Source organism: Nonomuraea candida (assembly GCF_000725485.1).
In the GTDB taxonomy this organism is placed as follows: domain Bacteria; phylum Actinomycetota; class Actinomycetes; order Streptosporangiales; family Streptosporangiaceae; genus Nonomuraea; species Nonomuraea candida.
The window spans coordinates 80,761-101,517 of the sequence record NZ_JOAG01000025.1; the positions used below are offsets into that span (position 1 = coordinate 80,761).

The 20,757-nt window shown below is 72.9% G+C and carries 21 protein-coding genes; 14 read left to right on the top strand and 7 right to left on the bottom strand.

Going from position 1 to position 20,757, the window contains the following annotated elements:
• Positions 1-123: 123 nt before the first annotated feature.
• On the bottom strand, positions 124-1,128 hold the full coding sequence (locus tag IO39_RS23970; RefSeq protein WP_245642172.1) for an AraC family transcriptional regulator: 1,005 nt from the start codon (positions 1,126-1,128) through the stop codon (positions 124-126).
• Between the two features lie 72 nt (positions 1,129-1,200).
• Here IO39_RS23970 and IO39_RS23975 point away from each other — a divergent pair, with 72 nt between their 5' ends.
• Both IO39_RS23975 and IO39_RS23980 read left to right on the top strand, forming a co-directional pair.
• Positions 1,201-2,064 (top strand): SDR family oxidoreductase, encoded by an 864-nt coding sequence (locus IO39_RS23975; RefSeq protein WP_043627384.1) that lies wholly within the window; start codon positions 1,201-1,203, stop codon positions 2,062-2,064.
• A gap of 32 nt (positions 2,065-2,096) precedes the next feature.
• Positions 2,097-2,441, top strand: coding sequence for a nuclear transport factor 2 family protein (locus IO39_RS23980; protein ID WP_211267140.1), 345 nt, complete (start codon positions 2,097-2,099; stop codon positions 2,439-2,441).
• Between the two features lie 96 nt (positions 2,442-2,537).
• On the opposite strand, the gene IO39_RS23985 is transcribed toward IO39_RS23980, so the two are convergent.
• On the bottom strand, positions 2,538-3,167 hold the full coding sequence (locus IO39_RS23985) for a TetR family transcriptional regulator (protein WP_043627452.1): 630 nt from the start codon (positions 3,165-3,167) through the stop codon (positions 2,538-2,540).
• A gap of 65 nt (positions 3,168-3,232) precedes the next feature.
• Between IO39_RS23985 and IO39_RS23990 the strand changes: the two genes are divergently transcribed.
• The 6 genes from IO39_RS23990 to IO39_RS24015 all read left to right on the top strand — a co-directional run bounded on the left by IO39_RS23990 (position 3,233) and on the right by IO39_RS24015 (position 9,582).
• Entirely contained in the window at positions 3,233-5,236 is a 2,004-nt protein-coding gene (locus IO39_RS23990; protein WP_052423294.1) for a HelD family protein, read from the top strand.
• Between the two features lie 87 nt (positions 5,237-5,323).
• Positions 5,324-5,710: a hypothetical protein gene (locus IO39_RS23995; protein ID WP_157548814.1), complete on the top strand. Its 387-nt coding sequence runs from the start codon at positions 5,324-5,326 to the stop codon at positions 5,708-5,710.
• A 74-nt stretch (positions 5,711-5,784) separates the two neighbouring features.
• Positions 5,785-6,381, top strand: a complete 597-nt coding sequence (locus IO39_RS24000) for an NUDIX hydrolase (protein ID WP_052423296.1) — start codon at positions 5,785-5,787, stop codon at positions 6,379-6,381.
• A gap of 322 nt (positions 6,382-6,703) precedes the next feature.
• On the top strand, positions 6,704-7,363 hold the full coding sequence (locus tag IO39_RS24005) for a lysophospholipid acyltransferase family protein (RefSeq protein WP_245642173.1): 660 nt from the start codon (positions 6,704-6,706) through the stop codon (positions 7,361-7,363).
• A gap of 78 nt (positions 7,364-7,441) precedes the next feature.
• Positions 7,442-9,043, top strand: coding sequence for a penicillin-binding transpeptidase domain-containing protein (locus IO39_RS24010; RefSeq protein WP_043627389.1), 1,602 nt, complete (start codon positions 7,442-7,444; stop codon positions 9,041-9,043).
• A 269-nt stretch (positions 9,044-9,312) separates the two neighbouring features.
• A complete protein-coding gene (locus tag IO39_RS24015; RefSeq protein WP_211267141.1) occupies positions 9,313-9,582 on the top strand; it encodes a TetR-like C-terminal domain-containing protein in 270 nt (89 codons plus the stop codon).
• On the opposite strand, the gene IO39_RS24020 is transcribed toward IO39_RS24015, so the two are convergent.
• Positions 9,579-10,310 carry a TetR/AcrR family transcriptional regulator gene (locus IO39_RS24020; RefSeq protein ID WP_043627392.1) on the bottom strand — a complete coding sequence of 244 codons (732 nt, stop codon included), beginning with the start codon at positions 10,308-10,310 and terminating at the stop codon, positions 9,579-9,581. The two genes, IO39_RS24015 and IO39_RS24020, sit on opposite strands and share 4 nt — an antisense overlap.
• 96 nt (positions 10,311-10,406) lie before the next feature.
• Between IO39_RS24020 and IO39_RS24025 the strand changes: the two genes are divergently transcribed.
• Positions 10,407-11,153: a siderophore-interacting protein gene (locus IO39_RS24025; protein ID WP_245642175.1), complete on the top strand. Its 747-nt coding sequence runs from the start codon at positions 10,407-10,409 to the stop codon at positions 11,151-11,153.
• A 210-nt stretch (positions 11,154-11,363) separates the two neighbouring features.
• Here IO39_RS24025 and IO39_RS24030 read toward each other — a convergent pair whose 3' ends face one another.
• Complete coding sequence (locus IO39_RS24030; RefSeq protein ID WP_043627398.1) at positions 11,364-11,645, bottom strand: DUF3040 domain-containing protein; 282 nt, start codon at positions 11,643-11,645, stop codon at positions 11,364-11,366.
• Positions 11,646-11,779: 134 nt separating this feature from the next.
• Here IO39_RS24030 and IO39_RS24035 point away from each other — a divergent pair, with 134 nt between their 5' ends.
• From IO39_RS24035 to IO39_RS24045, 4 genes are all read left to right on the top strand, one after another.
• Positions 11,780-12,814 carry an Rv2578c family radical SAM protein gene (locus IO39_RS24035; protein WP_043627400.1) on the top strand — a complete coding sequence of 345 codons (1,035 nt, stop codon included), beginning with the start codon at positions 11,780-11,782 and terminating at the stop codon, positions 12,812-12,814.
• A gap of 303 nt (positions 12,815-13,117) precedes the next feature.
• Positions 13,118-13,240 carry a hypothetical protein gene (locus IO39_RS59025; protein ID WP_281200128.1) on the top strand — a complete coding sequence of 41 codons (123 nt, stop codon included), beginning with the start codon at positions 13,118-13,120 and terminating at the stop codon, positions 13,238-13,240.
• A 146-nt stretch (positions 13,241-13,386) separates the two neighbouring features.
• Complete coding sequence (locus IO39_RS24040; protein ID WP_043627402.1) at positions 13,387-16,575, top strand: S41 family peptidase; 3,189 nt, start codon at positions 13,387-13,389, stop codon at positions 16,573-16,575.
• A gap of 159 nt (positions 16,576-16,734) precedes the next feature.
• Positions 16,735-18,027: a glycosyltransferase family 4 protein gene (locus IO39_RS24045; protein WP_084773389.1), complete on the top strand. Its 1,293-nt coding sequence runs from the start codon at positions 16,735-16,737 to the stop codon at positions 18,025-18,027.
• A gap of 158 nt (positions 18,028-18,185) precedes the next feature.
• Here IO39_RS24045 and IO39_RS24050 read toward each other — a convergent pair whose 3' ends face one another.
• From IO39_RS24050 to crcB (IO39_RS24060), 3 genes are all read right to left on the bottom strand, one after another.
• The gene (locus IO39_RS24050) at positions 18,186-18,407 is read right to left on the bottom strand and encodes a PDZ domain-containing protein (RefSeq protein ID WP_043627405.1); all 222 of its coding nucleotides are present in this window, start codon (positions 18,405-18,407) and stop codon (positions 18,186-18,188) included.
• 545 nt (positions 18,408-18,952) lie between these two features.
• On the bottom strand, positions 18,953-19,312 hold the full coding sequence (gene crcB / locus IO39_RS24055) for a fluoride efflux transporter CrcB (RefSeq protein WP_043627407.1): 360 nt from the start codon (positions 19,310-19,312) through the stop codon (positions 18,953-18,955).
• A 135-nt stretch (positions 19,313-19,447) separates the two neighbouring features.
• Positions 19,448-19,912 carry a fluoride efflux transporter CrcB gene (crcB, locus tag IO39_RS24060; RefSeq protein WP_043627409.1) on the bottom strand — a complete coding sequence of 155 codons (465 nt, stop codon included), beginning with the start codon at positions 19,910-19,912 and terminating at the stop codon, positions 19,448-19,450.
• 72 nt (positions 19,913-19,984) lie between these two features.
• On the opposite strand from crcB (IO39_RS24060), the gene IO39_RS24065 reads away from it, so the two are divergent.
• Entirely contained in the window at positions 19,985-20,698 is a 714-nt protein-coding gene (locus IO39_RS24065; protein ID WP_211267142.1) for an HNH endonuclease family protein, read from the top strand.
• The last annotated feature ends 59 nt before the right edge of the window (positions 20,699-20,757 follow it).

Sequence of the window (20,757 nt, forward strand, 5' to 3'; positions counted from 1 at the left end):
GAAAGGTCCTGTCACCATCACTCCCTTACGTCAAGAACAACCCCGCATCGTCCCAAATCGGAGAAATTTGCATGCGGGAAGAAGAAGGTTTTCAGAATATCAAGTACACCCTCTCCTACCTGGTTAAACTTCCCTGACCCTGCGATATTCGCCGGGTGTGAGACCATGCCATTGTTTGAATGCCAGATGAAAACCCACGGTCGAGTGATAACCCACGCGCCGGGCCACGGAATGGTGCGCGAGCCCCGTCTCCGACAGCAGCCGGGCGGCCTCCTGCATGCGGCGGGCCGTCAGGTGCCGCATCGGTGAGTCGCCGACCAGCCGCCTGAAGGTCGCCGCGAACGCCGAGCGCGACATCCCGGCCTCGGCGGCCAGCCGTTCCACCGTCCACGGCTCGGCGTACCTCGTCTGCACGGCCAGCAGCGCCGCCCCGATCGCCGGGTGCCGGAGCGCGCGCAGCACGGGCTCGCCGTCGGCCAGGTTCGCCAGGGCCGCGCGCAGGGCCAGCACGAAGGCCAGCTCGAACGCCCGTACCGCGACGATCTCCATCCCGGACTCCCCCGCACCCCGCCCTTCCGCCGCCCCCGGACCTTCCGCCGCCCCCGGACCTTTCGGCGCCCCCGGACCTTTCGGCGCGGTCGTGGCGGCGCCGCCGGCCAGGCGTTGCAGGAGGTCGCCGAGCAGCGGCTCGCCGGCCACCGCGGCGCGGTCGAGCACGAGCACCTGCGGCAGCGCCCGGTACAGCGGCGCCGCCCCCGCCGGGTCGTAGTGCAGCCCGCCGCAGAGGATGGCGACCGGCTCCCCCGACCCGCCGATCGACACCGTGCGCGCCGAGCCCGGCTCCCGCCCCGGCAGCAGGCCGTCCAGCGGCACCACGGGCCGCCCCGGCGCGTCGGCCACCCGGTGCGCCGCCCCGTGCGGGAACACGGCCAGCTCCCCCGCCTCCAGCCACACCGGCGCGGCGCCCGGCAGCTCGATCACGCACCGGCCCTCGCTCACGTAGTGCACCAGGGCGCAGCTCTCCCGCTCCCCCTCCACGCCCCACGGCGCCCGCGCCAGCCACCGGCTGTGGAACACCCCGCGCAGCCGCAACGGCGCGAGCAACTCGCTCAGCAGGTCACCATCCACCGGACGATCCTTAACCATCGGAAGCCTTCTCTTTATGGAGACTACGGCCGCCTCCCGGACAGACTGCCGTTCATGAGAGTTCTGGTGATCGGCGCCACGGGCGCCCAGGGCGGCGCGGTGGCGCGCCGCCTGGCCGGGCAGGGGCACGAGGTCCGCGGCTTCTCCCGCACGCCGGCGGCCGTCCCGCCCGGGGTGAGTCCGTTCCCCGGCGACCTGGGGGACGCGGCGCGGGTGAAGGAGGCGTTCGCGGGGGTGACGCACGCGGCGGTGCTGCTGCCCATGGTGTACGACGCGGCGACGGTCTCGGCGTACGTGCGCCACGTGATCGACGGGGCGCGGGCGGCCGGGGTGCGGCGGCTGGTGTTCAACACGGGCAACCGGCTGCCGGGGACGGTGACGGGGGTGGCGGCGTTCGAGACGCGCAGGCACGCGGCGGCGGCCCTGCTGGGCAGCGGGGTGCCCACCGTGGTGCTGCGCCCGCCGATCTACGCCGACAACCTGCTCGCGCCGTGGGTGCGGGGCGCGGGGGTGGTGCGGTATCCGCTGCCGGCGGGGCTGGCGGTGCCGTGGCTGCCGCACGCCGGGCTGGCGGCGGCCACGGCGGCGGCGCTGACCCGCGACGGCCTCGACGGCGCCACCCTGGACGTGGGCGGGCCGGACACGGTGACCGGGCCGGAGCTGGCGGCGCTGTTCGGCCCGGACGTGCGGTACGAGGAGATGGACGTGGCCGAGTTCGAGGCCGGGCTGGCGCGCGTCGCGGGGGCGCGGATGGCGGCCGAGGTGGCGGCGACGTACCGGTGGATCCGCGACGACTTCTCCCGCGCGGGTGGCCCGGCCCGGGACGGCGGCGGGTTCTTCGGCACGGCCGGTGACGTCCAGGAGCGGCTCGGGGTCCGGATCGGCGGGGTGCGGGACTGGGTCCGGGGACTGGCATGAGCGCGGCAGAGGAGGTGAAGCGCCATCATCGGATGATCGAGCGCTGGCTGACCGGGGTCGCGGAGCGGCCGGAGTTCGCCGCCTTCGCCGACGCCCACGCGCCGGAGTTCACGCTGGCCGGGCCCGACGGCACGGTGCTGGGCCGCGAGGAGGTGCTGAAGGGCTTCGGCGCCGCCCACGGGGCCGCGCCGGACCTGACGATCACGATCACGAACGCGCGCGTGGCGGCGGAGTCGGGCGACCTGCTGGTCGTGACCTACGAGGAGTGGCACCACACCGCGACCGGACGGCGGGGCCGCCGCGCGACGGCGGCCCTGCGCCGCGCGCCCCGCTGGCGCTGGCTGCACCTCCACGAGACCTGGCTCCCGCGCCCCTGAGGAACGCGGGAGCCGGAACGCGAACGCACGCGGCCGATCGGCGCGGACCGCACCGGGGCGGGGGCGGGCCTCACCCCGAGGCGGGCAGGACGGGCGTCAGGTGCGGCGAAGGCGGGGCGGGAAGCCGGCGGGGAGCATGCCGAAGCCCTGTTCGGCGGCGCGGACCGCCTCGGGCTCGACCTCGGCCATCGGCCGCCCGTCCGCCAGCCACTGCCAGTTGCGCCGCGCCAGCACCCGCTGCGTGGCCACCAGCTGCCCGGCCAGCAGCCGGGCCGTCAGCTCGTCGGCGCTCTCCGCGAGCGCCTCGGCCAGCGCGTCCTCGTCCATCGCCATGTGCTGGTGCAGCCGCGCCAGCAGGCTGGGCGTGGTGAAGAACACCATCCGGTGGTAGGCCACCACCTCGGGGTCGTCGTTGAGCCCGGTGATGGGGTCGTGCCGGGCCAGCCCGTCGAGGAAGTGCCGGCGCAGCGCCTCCACCGGCCCCTCCCCCGGCGCGCGCCCCCGCACCACCCGGGCCGACTCGCCCAGGTGATCGGAGATGCGGTGCAGGACGAGGTCCTCCTTGGTCGGGAAGTACTTGAACAGCGTCGGCTTCGACACCCCGGCCGCCGCCGCGACCTCCGTCACCGGCACCTCGTCGAAGCCCCGCGCCAGGAAGAGCCGGATGGCCACCGTGGAGATGGCCTCGTGCACGCGCTGCCGCTGCAGCTCCCGCAGTCCCGTCATGAGCACACCCTACCAAAGTGTTAACCTGGTTAAATTCTTGACTGAGTTAACACTTGGGAGGTGTGATGGGCACGCTCGACGAGGAGCGGGAGCACGTCGAACGCTGCCGGGCCGGCCTGCGCAGGATGCTGGCGGGCGCGCGGGACAACGTCATCGTCGGTGAGACCGTGGCGGGCGACCGCTACAGCGCCGAACGGCTGGGCCGCCACCTCAAGAGCCTGGCCAAGGAGCTGAGCGAGGAGCCGGACGGCCCGCCGTTCTTCGGGCGGCTCGACTTCGGCCCGGGCTCCGCCGAGCATTCCGGCCGCTCGTACCACATCGGCAGGCGGCACATCAGCGGCGAGCACGGCGGCCCGCCCGTGGTGATCGACTGGCGCGCGCCGGTCTCGCGCGCCTTCTACCGGGCCCGCGCCCGCGACCCGCAGGGCGTGGCCGTGCGCCGCCGCTTCGGCTGGTCGGGCGGCACGCTCACCGGCTTCGAGGACGAGCGGCTCGGGCAGGGCGAGGAGGGCGAGAGCAAGATCCTGGCCGCCGAGATCGAACGCCCCCGCGTCGGCCCCATGCGCGACATCGTGGCCACCATCCAGCCCGAGCAGGACGACCTCGTCCGCGCCGGCCTGGACACCTCGATCTGCGTCCAGGGCGCGCCGGGCACCGGCAAGACGGCGGTGGGCCTGCACCGGGCCGCCTACCTGCTCTACGCGCACCGCCACCGGCTCCAGCGCACCGGCGTGCTGGTGCTCGGCCCCAACCGGGCCTTCCTCGGCTACATCTCGGCCGTGCTGCCCGCGCTGGGCGAGGTGGACGTCGAGCAGACGACGCTGGAGGCGCTGCTGTCCACCGTCCCCGTCACGGCGGCCGACGACGAGGCGGCGGCCGTGGTCAAGCACGACGCGCGCATGGCGGAGGTGCTGCGCCGGGCGCTGTACGGGCGGGTCCGCAAGCCGGTCGAACCGGTCGCGGTGCCCGACGGCTCCACCACCTGGCGGGTCTACGAGGACGAGCTGCGCCGCTTCGTGGACGACACCCGGCGCGAGTCCGTCCCGTACGCCGTCGGCCGCGAGCGCGTCAGGGCGCGGGTGGTCGAGGCGATCCGCCGGCAGGCGGAGGCCCGCGGCCGGACGGCCGGCGCGCCCTGGCTGCGCAGGATCGGCCGCGGCGTCACCGCCTGGCTCGACACGGTCTGGCCGTCCGCCACGCCCCAGGACGTCCTGTACGAGGTCCTGCGCGGCGCGGCGGAGCCCGCGCGCGGCCTGTTGACGGGCCTGTTGACGGGCCTGTTGACGGAGGCCGAGCGGGCCGCCATCACCTGGGCCCGGCCGCCGCGCAGCGTCAAGAGCGCCCGGTGGTCGGCGGCCGACCTGGTGCTGCTCGACGAGATCGCCGCGCTGATCGAGCGCCCGCGCGGCTACGGCCACGTCATCGTGGACGAGGCCCAGGACCTGTCGCCGATGGAGTGCCGGGCGGTGGCCAGGCGCAGCGAGCACGGCTCGCTGACCGTGCTGGGCGACCTGGCCCAGGGCACCACGCCGTGGGCGGCCACGTCCTGGCCGGAGCGGATGGCGCTGCTCGGCAAGCCGGAGGCCGAGGTCATCGCCCTCACGACCGGATTCCGGGTCCCGGCGGCCGTGGTGGAGCTGGCCAACTCGCTGCTGGCGGCGCTGGACGCGCGGGTGCCGGAGACCCGCTCGTACCGCTCGGACGGGCGGCTGCGGGTGACGCGCGTGGGCGCGCTGGAGAAGGGCGTGGCCGCGGCGGCGCGGGAGGCGCTGGCGTTCGAGGGCTCGATCGGGGTGATCGCGGCCGACGCCGACGTGGAGGCGGTCACGTCCGCGCTGTGGGACGACGGCCTGGACCTCGGCGGCCGGCTCTCCGTGGTGCCCGCCTCGATGTGCAAGGGCCTGGAGTACGACCACGTCGTCGTCGCCGAGCCGGCCGCCATCGCCGAGGCCGAGCGGCGCGGCCTCAACCGCCTGTACGTCGCGCTCACCCGCGCCGTCTCCCGCCTCGACGTCGTGCACGCCCGCCCGCTCCCGCCCCCGCTCTCCCTTCCGGCGCGGGCCATCTGAGATGCGCGGACACCCGTGCGGGCGCGCTCGACAGGACGCGCCGGGCCGGTGTGTGATGAGGGTGCCCGCGCCGAGAGGAGCCCGGCCGTGACCTCTCCCCCGCCCCCGTCCTCGGACGGCCCCCGGCCCGCCTCAGGCTCCCCGCCTCCGCCCCCGGACGACCCCCCGCCCGCCTCGGGCGCCCCGCCCTCCGCTTCCGGCACCCGGCCCGTGCTGCGGGTGGGGTGGCGGCCGCCGCCCAGGGCGCCGTCCGCGCCGCGGCCCCGGCCGGCCGACCAGGTGCTGGCGGTCACCGGGTTCGCCTGCGCGGCGGTGGCCGTGCTGTTCAGCCCGGTCGTGTTCGGGCTGGCGGGGGTCGTGCTGGGCGTCGTGGGGCACCTCCGCGGCGAGCCCCTGGGCCGGTGGGCCGCCACCGCCGCGGGCGCGGGAATGCTGCTGGGCACGCTGCTCAGCATCCTGCTCACCGCCGCCTGAACGCTCCCGCGCCGGCCCCGCGCCGCAGGCCCCTCCCGCACTCCCCGCGAAGCCCGGCGTGCGATCCTTGAAGGGTGCTTCCGCCGATCGAGCTGCTGCGCCAGCAGGTCACCGCCCGGCTGGCCGCCTTCGAGCGCCGGCAGGTCCCGCCGGCCGGAGGGGTGCGCAGGGCGGGCGTCACGGTGTGCGTGCTGGAGGACACCGGGCACGACCCGTACGTCGTCGTCATCAGGAGGGCGGCCCGGGGCCGCAACCCGGGGCAGTGGGCGCTGCCCGGCGGGCGGGCCGACGACGGGGAGCAGCCGGTGGCGGCGGCGCTGCGCGAGCTGGCCGAGGAGACGGGCATCACCGGGGTCGAGGTGGCGGGGCTGCTCGACGACTTCGTCACCGACTCCGGGTTCGTGATCACGCCGGTGGTGGCGTTCGGCGGCCGTCAGGAGCCGGTGCCGGACCCGCGCGAGGTGGCCTCGGTGCACGAGGTGCCGCTGGAGTGGCTCCTGGCGCCGGGGGTGCCGCGCTGGCAGGGCGAGCTGCTGCAGATGCCGCTGGGGCCGTCCATCGTGATCCACGCGCCGACGGGGGCGATCCTGTGGCAGTTCGCGGAGGTGGCGCTGCGGGGGCGTGAGCTGCGCGTCTTCGACGTGGCGCAACCCCACTGGACCAGGACGTGACCGGGCCGGGCGGGCGGGGCGGCGTTGCGCGGGCTTTCCCCCGGGCGTGATCGCTTTCCCTGATGTTGGCCCCGCGGTGACGCCACGAGTACCTCGTTGCCGCGGACATGTGGTTAACTCAAGATTGCCGATGTGGTCTGTGTCCCCCGGGCCGCAAATTACCGCCTTCACGGAATACCGTTCGGCTGGAGCCGTGTTGTGCATCTCGCCGAGGAGGCGACCGCCACATCGGCCTAACAGCTTTCCCAGGCGTCCTGCCGCACCGGCGGGGCGCCTGCTTTATTGTGGGGTGGCCGCCCGCTCCGATGATCAGGAGAGCTCGTTGCTGTATCAAGTGGTCAAGTTCGCCGCCGCGCCGCTCGCGCACGCGATGTGCCGGCCGCACATCTCGGGCGCGGCTCACGTGCCGAGGTCCGGCCCGGCGATCCTGGCCGCCAACCACCTGTCGGTCCTCGACTCGTTCCTGCTGCCGGCGCTGCTGCCCAGGCATGTCACGTTCACCGCGAAGAACGAGTACTTCGACGGCAATCCCGTCTCCGGGTTCTTCATGCGCCTGGGCGGCAGCCTGCCGATCGACCGCGAGAGCGCCCACGCCGCGCAGGCGATGCTCGACGAGGCCGCGGCGCTGCTGGAGCGGGGCGAGTTGTTCGGCATCCACCCGGAGGGCACCCGCTCCCCCGACGGCCGCCTCTACCGCGGCAAGATCGGGGTGGCCTGGCTGACGCTCAAGACCGGCGCGCCGGTGCTGCCGGTGGCGCTCAACGGCACCGAGAAGGTGCTGCCCCTCGGGTCGAAGGTGCCCAGGCCGGCCAGGATCGGCATCACGATCGGGGCGCCGATGCGGTTCGAGGGCGACCACCGCAGCGCGCGCGACCGGCGGCGGGTGACCGACGAGATCATGACGGCCATCCAGCGGCTGTCCGGCCAGGAGTACGTGCCGACGTACGCCGCCAGTTACAAGGCGTCAAATGGCATGTCGTGATTCGTCACACTTGATCCGATAGTTCATTCCACACCGCTAAGCTCGGACACTCGTCGTCGAAGAGCAGGGGGCTGATCAGTGGCGCGGGGCCGTACCATCGCGATCATTTCCGGCGCCACCGTGCTCGCGGTGGGGGCCGCGGCCGGTGGCGCGTACTACGTGCTGCACACCAGGGGCACCCCGGCCGAGACCGCGCAGCGCTTCGCCGCCGCGTGGCAGGCCGGTGACAAGACCGCCATGACGGCCGAGCTGGCCACGCCGAAGCAGCTCGGCGCGTACGACCAGCAGCGCACCGCGCTCTCGGTCGAGTCCGCCGCGATCAGGCTCGGCCGGGTGACCGAGGGCGACGGCCGGGCCAGCGTCCCCTACACCGCCACGTTCGGCCTGAAGAACATCGGCGCGTGGTCCTACGAGGGCAAGATCGACCTGGTGGTGGCCGACCGCACCTGGAAGGTGGACTGGAAGCCCGCCACGCTGCACCCGTCGATGACCGAGGGGGCCACGTTCTCCATCAAGACGCGCTGGCCCGAGCGGGCCGAGATCACCGACGCCGAGGGCGACCGCATCGACACCGGCACGGTCGGCGGGTCCGTGCAGCAGCTCGTCGGCTACCTCGACAAGGCGACCAGGAAAGACGTCGCCAAGCTCGGCTCCTCCTACAAGGTGGGGCAGGCGGTCGGGCGCGGCGGGCTCCAGGAGACCTTCCAGGAGCGGCTGGCGGGCACGCCCACGACCGAGATCCGGCTGGGCGACAAGACGCTGGAGACGATCGAGGGCGCCAAGGGCGAGCCCGTGCGGACCACGCTCGACCCGCGGGCGCAGGCCGCCGCGGTGACGGCGATCAAGAAGGTCAAGAAGCCCGCGTCCCTGGTGGCGATCCGGGCTTCGACGGGCGAGATCCTGGCTGTGGTCAACAACGTGGGCGGCTTCAACCGGGCGCTGGACGGCCGCTACCCGCCCGGCTCGACGTTCAAGGCCGTCACGGCGATCGGGCTGCTGGAGGCGGGGGTGTCGCCGCAGGACAAGGTGACCTGCCCTCAGTACGCGACGGTGGGCGGCCTGAAGATCCGCAACTCCGACAAGGAGTCGTTCGGGACGGTGTCGTTCCTCGACTCGTTCGCGCACTCGTGCAACACCACGTTCGCGCCGCTGGCCCAGGCCAAGCTGGGCGCGGACAAGCTGCTCGACACGGCCGAGGACGTCGGCTTCAACCAGCCGCTGAACATCGGGGTGCCCGCCACGCAGGCCAGCTTCCCCAAGGCGGAGTCCGACGCCGAGCTGGCCGCGGAGTCGTTCGGGCAGGCCCGCATCACGGCCAGCCCGCTGTCCATGGCCTCGGTCGCCGCCGCCATCGCCGACGGCACGTGGCGCCCGCCCACGCTGGTGCCCTCGATCAAGCAGCAGGCCGCCGAGCGGCGGCTGCCCGCGCGCGTGAAGTCCGGGCTGCACACGATGATGTCCGCCGTGGTGACCAAGGGCACCGCCAAGTCGGCGGGGCTGCCGGCGGGCACGCACGGCAAGACGGGCACGGCCGAGTACGGCACGGGCGAGAAGCTCGACTCCCATGCCTGGTTCATGGGCTTCAAGGGGGATGTGGCCTTCGCCGTGGTCGTGGAGGGCGGGGGCGGCGGCGGCGCGGTCGCCGCCCCCATCGCGGCCACGTTCCTCAAGAACCTCTGAGGCCGGCGTCCGTTTCGAAGCGGCGGGCCGGCCGGCCGGTAACGCGTTCGACGGTGCCGGTGACCCGGCCCTCCGAGCCGCCGCGGATGTCGTCGTCGAGCGCGGCCAGCAGGGCGGCGTACTCCGGCGACAGGCCCCGCTCGGCGAAGTGCCGGGCCAGCTCCTCGACGGAGACCGGCCGGTGGCGCAGGGGCCGGCCGGTCCGCCGGGCGAGCAGCGCGGCGACGTCGTCGTAGCTCAGCGCCTCGGGGCCGGTCAGGATGTGGTCGGTGTTGTGCGGCGTCTGCTCACTGCGGGGCGACCTGCGCGCCCTCCTCGGCGCGCAGCTCGAATGGCTCGCCGATCCGCCGGTCGCCCGGGTGGTGTTCGAGCGGGCGATCGGGCGCGGCGAGCTGCCGGCGGACGCCGACCTGGAGCGCGTCCTCGATCTCGTGGCCGCGCCGATCCACTGGCGGCTGACCGTGCGGGGCGCGCCGGCCGGGCCCGGTTATCTCGACGGGCTCACCGACACGATCCTGCGGGCCGCCCGCGCCGCCTAACGCGCGGCGCCGCCGGGCGGGGGCTCGTACGCGAGGCCGAGCCTGGGCGCGATCTCCCGCAGGCACTCCTCGAACACCGGCTCCATGTCCGTGAAGAGGAAGTCGAGCTGGTTCAGCATCTCCATGCAGAGCAGGCCGTCCAGCCTGATCCAGCACGACATGAAGACGTGGATCACCTCCACCGGCAGCTCCAGGCCGGCGGAGGCCGCGTACGCCGCCAGTTGCTTCCTGATGGACGGGTCCAGCTCCTCGGGGGCGGGCACCGGGAACGGGCGGCTGTGCCACAGGGCGGCGACCTCCTCCAGGAAGACCTGCTCGAAGTCGCGCCCGGCCAGCTCGCGCGCCGAGCCGGGCCGCCGCTCGGAGGTGATCGGACTGCCGAACACCCACCTGAACTCGGCCGGATGCGTGATGGCCCACTGCCGCATCGCCCGGCAGGCCGACAGCAGCCGCCGCCCGTGCTCCCCCGCCGGGTACGCGTCGCGCGCCGACTCCAGCGCCTGCGTCAGCTCGCGGAAGAAGTCGGCGGTCACCGCCCCGACCAGCTCCTCGTGGCTGCCGTAGTAGTGGTAGAGCGCGGGGCCGCTCATCCCCATCTCTCTGGCCACCGCGTTGATCGTGACGGCCTGCGGCCCCTGCTCGATCAGCAGCCTGCGGGCCGCGGCGCGGATCTCCGCGAGCGTCGTCTGCCGGATCCGCTCACGCCTGCTGACACCCTGCGCGGCCATCGCCCACCTTTCCTCCGGGAACCTGCGTTGACATTCTAAAGCATCTATGTTTCCTTAATGCCTCTAAGCAAATTTACCCTCATTAGGGAGATGGGCATGGCACGCAACCCCCTGGCGGGCGCCTTCGCCAAATACGTGATGGAGGCGCGGGTCACCGACGCCGAGCCGGTCACGGCCTCCATGCGGCGCATCCGGCTGGCGACCGACGCGCCGATCGCGTTCCCGTACCGGCCGGGGCAGCACATCCGGGTCCAGCTCAACGACCCGCTGTCCCTCCACGGGATCATGCGGCCGGCCGACACGCTGCGGACGTACACGATCTGGGACCTCGCCCCGGACCGGCGCGCGCTGGAGCTGCGGGCGCACCTCTACGACGGGGACGGCATCGGGCTGCGCTGGGCCCGCGAGGCGGCGCCCGGCGACGCGGTCACGTTCTGGTGGCCGCAGGGCGACTTCTTCACCAGCGACGACGCCCCCTTCCACCTGTTCGCCGGCGACGAGACGGCCGCCGCGGCGTTCGGGCCGATGCTGCGCGCGCTCGGGCGGGACGCGCGGGTGCTCGGGGTGCTGGAGAGCGAGTCCGCCGAGCACGACCTGCCCATGCCCGGCCCGCACGAGCTGCGCCGCGCGCACCGCCACGGCGCCCCGGCCGCCTCGTCGAAGACGCTGCTCTCCGCGGTGGCCGGCCTGGAGCTGCCCGGCAACGGCGGCGCCGCCTATGTCGCGGGGGAGGCCCGGACGTGCCGGCTGATCCGCGACTTCCTGGTACGCGAGCGCAACTGGCCGCGCAAGTCCATCAAGGTCAAGCCGTTCTGGACGCCGGGCAAGCGCGGCCTGCACTGAGCCCCGCGGCGAACCGGCCTGTCTGACCCGCCGGACCGAGGCCCACCCGCGCCCAGGGCACCAGACACCAGGGCACCAGGGCACCAGGGCACCAGGGTCACGATGGCAGGTGGTGCGGCGGCGGGCGGACGTGAGGTGAGAGGCGTCGAGAGGCGGGGCGGGTGTTCAGCAGGCGGGTGTTCAGCAGGCGGGTGCTAAGAAGGCGGGTGCTCAGAAGGCGGCGGTCAGCGCGAGCGCCGCGGCGGCCTCGTTGCGAAGGACCATGATCAGGAGAGTGGCGACGAGCGTGGCGATGAGCAGCCAGCTGATCAGGATGATGACGGTCGAGCGGCGCGGCCGGCTCTTGGGGGCGGGCTGCCCCTTCGACTTCGCCTCGCTGCGACGAACCCGCTCGTTGAACGACTCGAGCCGTGCGACGAGTCGCGGATCGTCATCGACGAGGTGCTGCTCGATCTGGGCCAGCATCCGCTCCTCGTCCTGCGACCAGGCCATAGATGAACCTCCCGAACGCAAGCTCCGTGGCGTCTTTCTGCCCAACCCTGAAGATCATTAGCCCCCGCCTTGCCAGGTAATTGCCACCTCTTTTCAGTTTGCGATCAAGATCGAACCCTTGTTCTAATCATGGCATGCGCTGGGACAACCTGCGCCTGGCCGGGCCCGGCCGGGACGATCCGGCCGTGCCGCTCTTCGCCCGCGGCGCGGTGACCCGAACGTTCGACACGCCCGAATTCAGAGGGATGACCTTCTATGAGATTCAGGCCAGATCCATCATCAACCGGGTTCCCGGGGCGAGCCGGGTGCCGTTCGACTACACGATCAATCCCTATCGGGGCTGCGGCCACCGGTGTATTTACTGTTTTGCCCGAAAAACGCACGAATATCTAGATTTGGATGCCGGTGCGGACTTCGACTCCAAGATCGTGGTCAAGGTCAACGCCGCCGAGCTGGCCCGCAAGGAGCTGGCCTCGCCGCGCTGGGGCGGCCACCACGTCGCCATGGGCACCAACGTCGACTGCTACCAGCGCGCGGAGGGCCGCTACCGGCTCATGCGCGGCATCCTGACCGCGCTGCGCGACGCCGCCAACCCGTTCTCGATCCTCACCAAGGGCACCCTGATCCTGCGCGACCTCGACCTGCTGACCGAGGCCGCCGACGTGACCGACGTCGGCGCGTCCGTCTCGGTCGGCTTCGTCGACCCCGACGTCTGGCGCGCCGTCGAGCCCGGCACGCCCAACCCGGGCCGCCGCCTGGAGACGTGCGCGACGCTCAACGACAACGGCGTCGCGTGCGGCGTCCTGATGGCGCCCATCCTGCCCTACCTCACCGACTCCCCCGCCCAGCTCGACCGCACGGTCAAGGCGATCGCCGACGCGGGCGCGACCCACCTCTCCCCCATCGTGCTGCACCTGCGGCCCGGGGCCCGGGAGTGGTGGCTGACCTGGCTCTCGCGCGAGCATCCCCGGCTGGTGCCGCGTTACCTGGAGCTCTACGGCCGGGGCGCCTACGCGCCGAAGTCCTACCAGCAGCGCGTGACAAGCCTGGTCAGGGAGCTGGCCGAGCGCCACGGGGTCGGCCGCGCCACCCCCGCCAGGGCCCGCCGCGTCCCACCCCGCCCCATCGCCCGCCCCTCCCCCCAACCCGAACAACTCCGCCTGCTCTGACCCGGGGTTCGAGGCCGTGGGCGTGCTCGACGCGCTGGAGCTCTCTTCGCAGGAGCTGCTCGGCGTCGATCAGGCGGCCCTCCCGCAGCAGGCCGTAGGCGAGGTCGAATGCCGTGGGTGATTCGGACATGCGGCGAGTATAGAGATCAGCACCGACGAGAGCCGGAGATCGCATCCGTCGGGATATTAAGCCAGCCAATCCGGACTGATAGGTGGTATGTCGGGTTTCGCCGTTAGATGGGTAGTAACGGGCTTAGTGCACCAATCCGGTGCATCTCATCCGTACAGGGGGGAATCTCGAAAATGGCTGACACGAAGAAGAAACCCGCGTCCAAGTCCGGCAAGTCCAAGAAGGCCGCCATCAAGACCAACCGGCAGGCCAAGGAGACGAAGCGGGAAAGCCGGAAGACGACCGACGAAGGGTGACCCGGGGGCGGCCGTCGACGGCCGCCCGACGGTGACGTGATCGGACGGCCGCGGCCCCGCAGAGAGTCCGGGCCGTCCGATCGTCCGGTGGACCCGCCCGTGGATCCGCCCGTGGATCCGCCCGTGGACCCGCCCGTGGAGCTGTCATGTCGGCTTACCTGCGTTTCCCCGCCGTCTTCCAGGACGTGGTGGTCTTCGCGGCCGAGGACGACCTGTGGATGGTCTCCGCCCAGGGCGGGCGGGCCTTCCGGCTGACCGCCGGGCTGGCCGAGGCGGGCTATCCGCGCATCTCGCCGCGCGGCGACCGGCTCGCGTTCGTGGGGCGCGAGGAGGGCCCGGAAGAGGTGTACGTCATGCCGTCCGGCGGCGGCGCGGCCCGCCGGGTGACCTTCCACGGCGCCCGCTGCGCGGTGACCGGATGGGACCCCGAAGGGCGCATCCTGTACGCCAGCGACCAGTCCCAGCCGTTCGAGGGCCGCAAGTGGCTGCACCGGGTGGCCCCCGGCGGGGTGCCGGAGCGGCTGCCGTACGGACCGGCGAACTCGATCGCGTACGGCCCCGACGGCATGATCGTGCTGGGCCGCAACACCGCCGATCCGGCGCGGTGGAAGCGGTACCGCGGCGGCACGGTCGGCGACCTGTGGATCGACCCGCGCGGCGACGGCGAGTTCCGGCGGCTGATCAGGCTGCCGGGCAACCTGGCCTCGCCCTGCTGGAGCGGCGGGCGGGTGTGCTTCATCTCCGACCACGAGGGCGTCGGCAACGTGTACTCGTGCGCCCCGGACGGGCAGGACCTGCGCAAGCACACCCATCACGACGACTACTACGCCCGCAACCTGTCCGGCGACGGCCGGCGGCTGGTCTACCACGCGGGCGCGGACCTTTACCTGCTGGAGCCCGGCGAGCGGCCGCGCCGGCTGGAGGTGCGGCTGGACAGCTCCAGGACGCAGCGCAACCGCCGGTTCGTCGACGCCGCCGACTACCTCGACAGCGCCACCCTGAGCCCGGACGGCAGCGCGCTGGCGATCACCTCACGCGGCAAGGCGTACGCGATGGCGGACTGGGAGGGCCCCGTCCGCCAGCACGGCTCCCCCGACGGCGTCCGCTACCGCTTCCTGACCTGGCTGAACGACGGCGTGCGGCTGATCGCGGCGGCCAGCGACGACGGCGACGAGGAGCGGCTGGTCGTCCTGGAGGGCGGCGAGGGCGGCCCCGGCACGGAGGTGGCCCGGCTGGGCCGGATCAACGACCTGGTGCCCGACCCGGCGCACGACCGGGTGGCGGTCGTCAACCACCGCAGCGAGCTGCACCTGCTCGACCTGGCCACGGGCCGGTCGGAGCTGGTCGAGGCCAACCCGCACGGCCCGCCCGGGAACCCGGCCTGGTCGCACGACGGCCGGTGGCTGGCGTACGCGAGCCCGCTCAACGCCCAGACCACCGCGATCAAGCTGCACCACCCCGAGACGGGACGGACCGTGCAGGCCAGCGAGCCGGTGCTCCAGGACTCGATGCCGGCCTTCGACCCGCGGGGCCGCTACCTGTACTTCATCGGCCAGCGCGTCTTCAATCCCGTCTACGACCAGCTCCAGTTCGACCTGGGCTTCCCGCTGGGCACCCGGCCGTACGCGGTGGCGCTGCGCGCGGACGTGCCGGACCCGTTCGTGCCCCGCCAGCGCCCGCTGGCGGACAAGGACGAGGATGACGACGACGGCAATGACCATGGCGACGGCGAGGACGCCGCGGGGGACGGGGCGGGGGGCGGCGCGGGGGACGGGGGCGAGGGCGGCGGGCCCGGGCCGCTGCGCGTGGACCTGGACGGCCTGGCCCGCCGGGTGACCGCGTTCCCGCTGCCGGAGGGCCGTTACGAGCGGGTGGCGGGGCTGAAGGGCAAGGCGCTGATCCTGACCAGCCCGCTCGAAGGGGACGGCACGCTGCACCTGTTCGACTTCGCCAAGGGCGAGAGCGAGACGTTCGCCGAGGGCGTCACCGATTTCGAGCTGGGCCGCGACCACCGGACGCTGCTGTACCGGGCGGGCGCCAGGCTGCGCGTGGTCAAGGCGGGCGAGGTGCCGGGCGAGGAGGAGACGCCGGGGCGCGAGAGCGGCTGGATCGACCTGTCGCGCATCAAGGTGTCGGTCTGCCCGGAGGCGGAGTGGCGGCAGATGTTCCGGGAGGCGTGGCGGCTGCAGCGGGAGAACTTCTGGACCGAGGACATGGCGGGCGTGGACTGGCCGGCCGTCTACGACCGCTACCGGCCGCTGGTGGAGCGGGTGACGACCCGGGGCGAGTTCTCGGACCTGCTGTGGGAGCTGCACGGGGAGCTGGCCACCAGCCACGCGTACGAGAGCGGCGGGGAGTACCGTCCCGGCCCCGACTACAGCCAGGGCAAGCTGGGCGTGGACTGGTTCCTGCGCGACGGGGTCTACCACATCGCCGCCATCGTCACCGGTGACCCGTGGGACCCGCGGGCGACCTCGCCGCTCAACCGGGTCGGGCTGGACGTCCGTACGGGTGACGCGGTCCTGGCCATCGACGGCGCGCCCATCGGGGCGGCGACGGCCACCCCGAACGAGCGCCTGGTCAACCAGGCCGGCGAGGAGGTCGAGCTGACGCTGCGCCGCGGGGAGCGGGTCTTCACCGTCACCGTGCGCGCCCTGGCCGACGAGCAGCCGGCCCGCTACCGCGACTGGGTGAACCTCAACCGCGCCCGGTGCCACGAACGCTCCGGCGGCCGGGTCGGCTACCTGCACGTGCCGGACATGGGGGCCGACGGGTTCGGGGAGTTCCACCGGGGCTTCCTGGCCGAGTACGACCGGCAGGCGCTGGTCGTGGACGTGCGCTTCAACGGCGGCGGGCACGTCTCGGCGCTGCTGCTGGAGAAGCTGGCCAGGCGGCGCCTCGGCTACGACTATCCGCGGTGGGGCGATCCGGAGCCGTACCCGCCGGAGTCGCCGCGCGGCCCGCTGGTGGCGATCACGAACGAGTGGGCCGGCTCCGACGGCGACATCTTCAGCCACACCTTCAAGCTGCTCAGGCTGGGCCCGCTGGTCGGCAAGCGCACGTGGGGCGGCGTGATCGGGATCTGGCCGCGCCACCGGCTGGCCGACGGGACGGTGACGACGCAGCCGGAGTTCTCCTTCGCCTTCGACGACGTCGGCTGGCAGGTGGAGAACTACGGCACCGACCCCGACATCGAGGTGGACATCACCCCGCAGGACTACGCCGCCGGCGTGGACACGCAGCTCGAACGGGCCATCGACGTCGCGCTGGACCTGCTGGCCGAGCACCCGCCGCACACTCCAGATCCCCGACACAGGCCGCGCATGCAACCTTAATGACCTTTCTGGCGTCTAAAGATCATAGGTGGGGTTAGTGCATCGGGGATGAACAAAATGCACCCACCGACGGAAAGACATTGGGCCGGTGGTGAGGCAACCGTTCTCGCCACCGGCCATGTGTGTTGTGACCTTCCATGACTAAGGGGGATTTGTCAGGTGCGCGCATTGGCACGCAAGGGCAAGTCGGCAGTGGTACGGCTCTACCGGGGATACAACCGGCGCAAGATACGCAACGCGCCGCCACCGTCGACCGAGAAGGTCCGCATCCTGCTGCTGCACGCCTACGGGATGGGCGGAACGATCAGGACCGTGTTCAACCTGGCCAGCTACCTGGCCGAGAAGCACGACGTGGAGATCGTCAGCATCCTGAAGGAGGCCGAGGAGCCGTTCTTCCCCATTGACCCGCGCGTGAAGTTCCGCTTCCTGGACGACCGGCTCGACCCCGGCTCCGACCCGGTGCGCGCGATGTTGTCGAAGATGCCGAGCAAGCTCATCCCCAAGGAGGAGAACGCCTACCACAGGTTCAACCTGTGGACCGACCTCAGGCTGGCCCGCTACATCCGCTCGCTCGACACCGGCGTGCTGATGGCCACCCGCCCCGGGCTCAACCTCGCGATGGCCCAGTTAGCGCTGCCGGGCGTCATCACGATCGGTCAGGAGCACGTGGCCCTGGCCACCCAGCCCGAGCCGGTGCAGGAGCTGATCAAGTGGCGCTACCGCCGCCTCGACGCCCTGGTCACCCTCACCAAGGCCGACCTTCGCGACTACCGCGAGACCCTGCCGAAGAAGCCGCGCAGGCTGGCGCGCATCCCCAACGCCGTGCCCCCCATGACGGGCGGCGTGTCCAAGCTGGACGCCAAGGTCGCCGTGGCGGTCGGCCGGATGACCCGCATCAAGGGCTTCCACCGGCTGATCACCGCCTGGGAGACCGTGGCCGCCGCCCACCCCGACTGGAAGCTGCGCATCTACGGCGCCGGGCCGCAGCACGACAACCTGGCCAAGCAGATCGTGGAGGCGGGCCTGGAGGGCAAGGTCGAGCTGCCGGGGCCGACCACCGACGTGGGCGCCGAGCTGGAGAAGGCCTCGATCTACGTGCTCAGCTCGCGCCACGAGGGCTTCCCCATGACGATCCTGGAGGCCATGGCGAAGGGGCTGGCCATCGTCAGCTTCAACAGCCCGCACGGGCCCAAGGAGATGATCACGAACGAGGTGGACGGGCTGCTGGTCAAGCCGCGGACGAACGACAACCTCGCGGCCTCGATCATCCGCGTCATCGAGGACGAGCAGCTGCGCCGCGACCTGGCCGCCGGGGCGGTGGAGACCGCCCGGAACTACGACGTGGACGTGATCGGGCAGAAGTGGGACGAGCTGCTGGCCGACCTGCTGGCCCGCCGCCAGGGCAGGTCCCGCCCCGCCACGCCGGAGCCCCCCGCTCCCCCGCACCCGTGACCCCTCCCGGTCACCGCCGTCTTCGCCGGTGACCGCCGCGGGGCTCGGTCAGCGCAGCCGGGCTCGGTGAGTGCCGGCGTCGGTGAGTGCCGGCGTCGGTCAGTGCCTCCGAGCTCGGTGAGTGCATGCCGGGGTCGGTGAGTGCCGGCGCGGCGGGTTCAGACGCCCGAGCCGGTGAGTTCCACCGGCTCGGCGATGACGTCCACCAGTGCGCCGTTGCGGTAGACGGTGATCGGCAGGGGCCGCCCGATCGCCTCGGCGAACATCAGCCGCTGCAGGCTCTGCGCGTCCGCCACCGGGCTGCGGCCGGCGCTCAGCACGAGATCGCCCGCGCGCAGCCCGGCCCGGTGCGCGGGCGAGCCGGGCACGACCTCGACCACGCGCAGGGCGGCGGGTCTTGCGCATGGTGTCCCCCGGTGAGGAGTGCTGTGTCATGGCGGAGGGCGTTCCATGGCGTTCCGCAGGGTTCCGGGGGTGTTTCGGGGGCGTTCCGTCCCGTTCCATCCGGCACGGCGCGTGACCTGGGGACGGTTCGGGCTGTCACCGGGGTCACACGCTACGTGTCATCCGGAGCACAGCCCGCCCGGCGGGCCTCGCCCAGACTGGCACCAGGCACGACCGCACGACCTGGAGGAACACATGCGACACCTCAGCGGACGCCGCCGCGCCGGCGCAGCAGCCCTCCTCCACCCCACCGCCTCCCGCCGGCCCGCGCGTCTCCACCCGGCCCGGCGCCGGCCCGGTCGCAGCCCCGCTCCTGCTTCAGATCTCGCTGCCGGCGCCGATCCCGGGTCCTGCCCAGATCCGGGGTCCTGCCCAGATCCGGGGTCCTGGCCCTGATCCCCGGTCCTGGCCCTGATCCCGGGTCCTGGCCTGGCCCTGATCCCGGGTCCTGGTCCGGGACCCGCCGGCCGGGCGGCCCCCGTCAGGTCATCGTCTGCGCCAGCGCCAGCCCGCAGGAGGCCGCGCCGAGCCCGGCCACCACGCTGGCCGCCGCGTTCGCGACGGCGTGGAAGCGCGCCCCCTCCTCCACCAGCCGCACCGTCTCATAGCCCAGCGTCGAGTACGTCGTCAGCGCCCCGCAGAACCCCGTCCCCAGCAGCGCCATCACCCCGTCCCCCGCCGGCAGCCCGGCCAGGAACCCCAGTAGCGCCGACCCCGCGACGTTGACCGTCAGCGTCCCCCACGGGAACACCGTGTCGTGCCGCGCCTGCACCGCCCGGTCCGCCAGGTAGCGCAGCGGCGCCCCCACCGCGGCCCCCAGCACGATCAGCACCACCGTCATCGCGCCCGCACCGCGCTCCCCGGCCCCGCCACCGCTGCGGCCACCGCCCCGATCATCGTCCCGGTCACCCCCCGATCATCGCCCTGGTCACCGCCCTGGTCGCCGCCCTGGTCGCCGCCCCGATCATCGCCCCTGTCACCGCGCGCCCGTCCGGGTCAGGGCGGCCGCCCTCCGGGTCAGCCACATGCCCGCCGTAACCGCCGCGAGCGCCGCCGCCAGGGTCCCGGCCAGGTAGAGCAGCCCCGTCACCGGCGCCCCCTCCGCGATCGTCCGCTGCACGTCCACGGCGTAGGTGGAGAACGTCGTGTACCCGCCCAGCACCCCCACCCCCAGGAACGGGCGTACCAGCCGGTGCGCCCGCCGCACCTCGGTGATCACCACCATGAGCACCCCCATGAGCAGGCAGCCCGACACGTTGACCAGGAATGTCGCCCACGGGAAGTCGGCGGGCCCGGCGGGCAGCGCCACCTGCGCGGCGTACCGGGCCAGCGCCCCGAGCGCCCCGCCCGCGGCGATCACCGGCAGCACCTGCCGGAGCGGCTCGGTACGCTGCGCAGGCACATGGAGATCGACGTCCGGGTCGATCGGGCGATCGGTCACCTGACCCTCCCTGTGTCAAAACCGTCGATGCCGGGAATTTCTCTAGACAACCTGGAGCTCAGGGAGGCCTGCTTGAGCACCAAGGACGCGGTCGCCGTCCTCACCGGAGCCATCATCATCGTTTCCCTCGTCGGCAGCGCCAAGATCCAGCCGGCCACCGCCGCCGGCCCGCTCGGCAACGTCAGCGGAACGCTGCCGGGTCTGGCCCCCATCATCTCCGACGCCGAGAAGGCCGAGGCACGCGGCCTCATCAAGGACCTGCGCGTGCGGGGTTTCGGCCCCAACACCGGCTACCGGCGCACCCGGTACGGGGACAACTGGGCCGACGACGCCACCGGCGTGCCGTACGCGCGCAACGGCTGCCGCACCCGTGACGACCTGCTGGCCCGTGACGGCCAGGACGTGAAGTACCGGGCGGGATCGACCTGCGAGGTGGTCTCGATGGTGCTGGCGGACCCCTACACCGGGCGGCTGATCCACTGGCGCAAGGACGACGCCGACGAGGTGCAGGTCGACCACGTGGTGCCGCTCAACTACGGCTGGCGGATGGGGGCGCCGCGGTGGCCGATGTCGAAGCGGCTCGACTTCGCCAACGACCCGCTGAACCTGCTGCCGGTGGACGGCGACGCCAACGAGCAGAAGGACGCCTCGGGCCCGGCCGGCTGGCTGCCGCCGCGCCGGGACATCCGCTGCGCCTACGTCACCCGTTTCGCGCAGGTCGCCCTCAAGTACGACCTGCCCGTCACGCCCGCCGACAAGAGGACGATGCTGGCCCAGTGCCGGTGACCGTCCTCGGCCCGCCCGCCCCGGCGCGGGCGGGGCGGGCGGGGCGGGCGGGGCGGGCG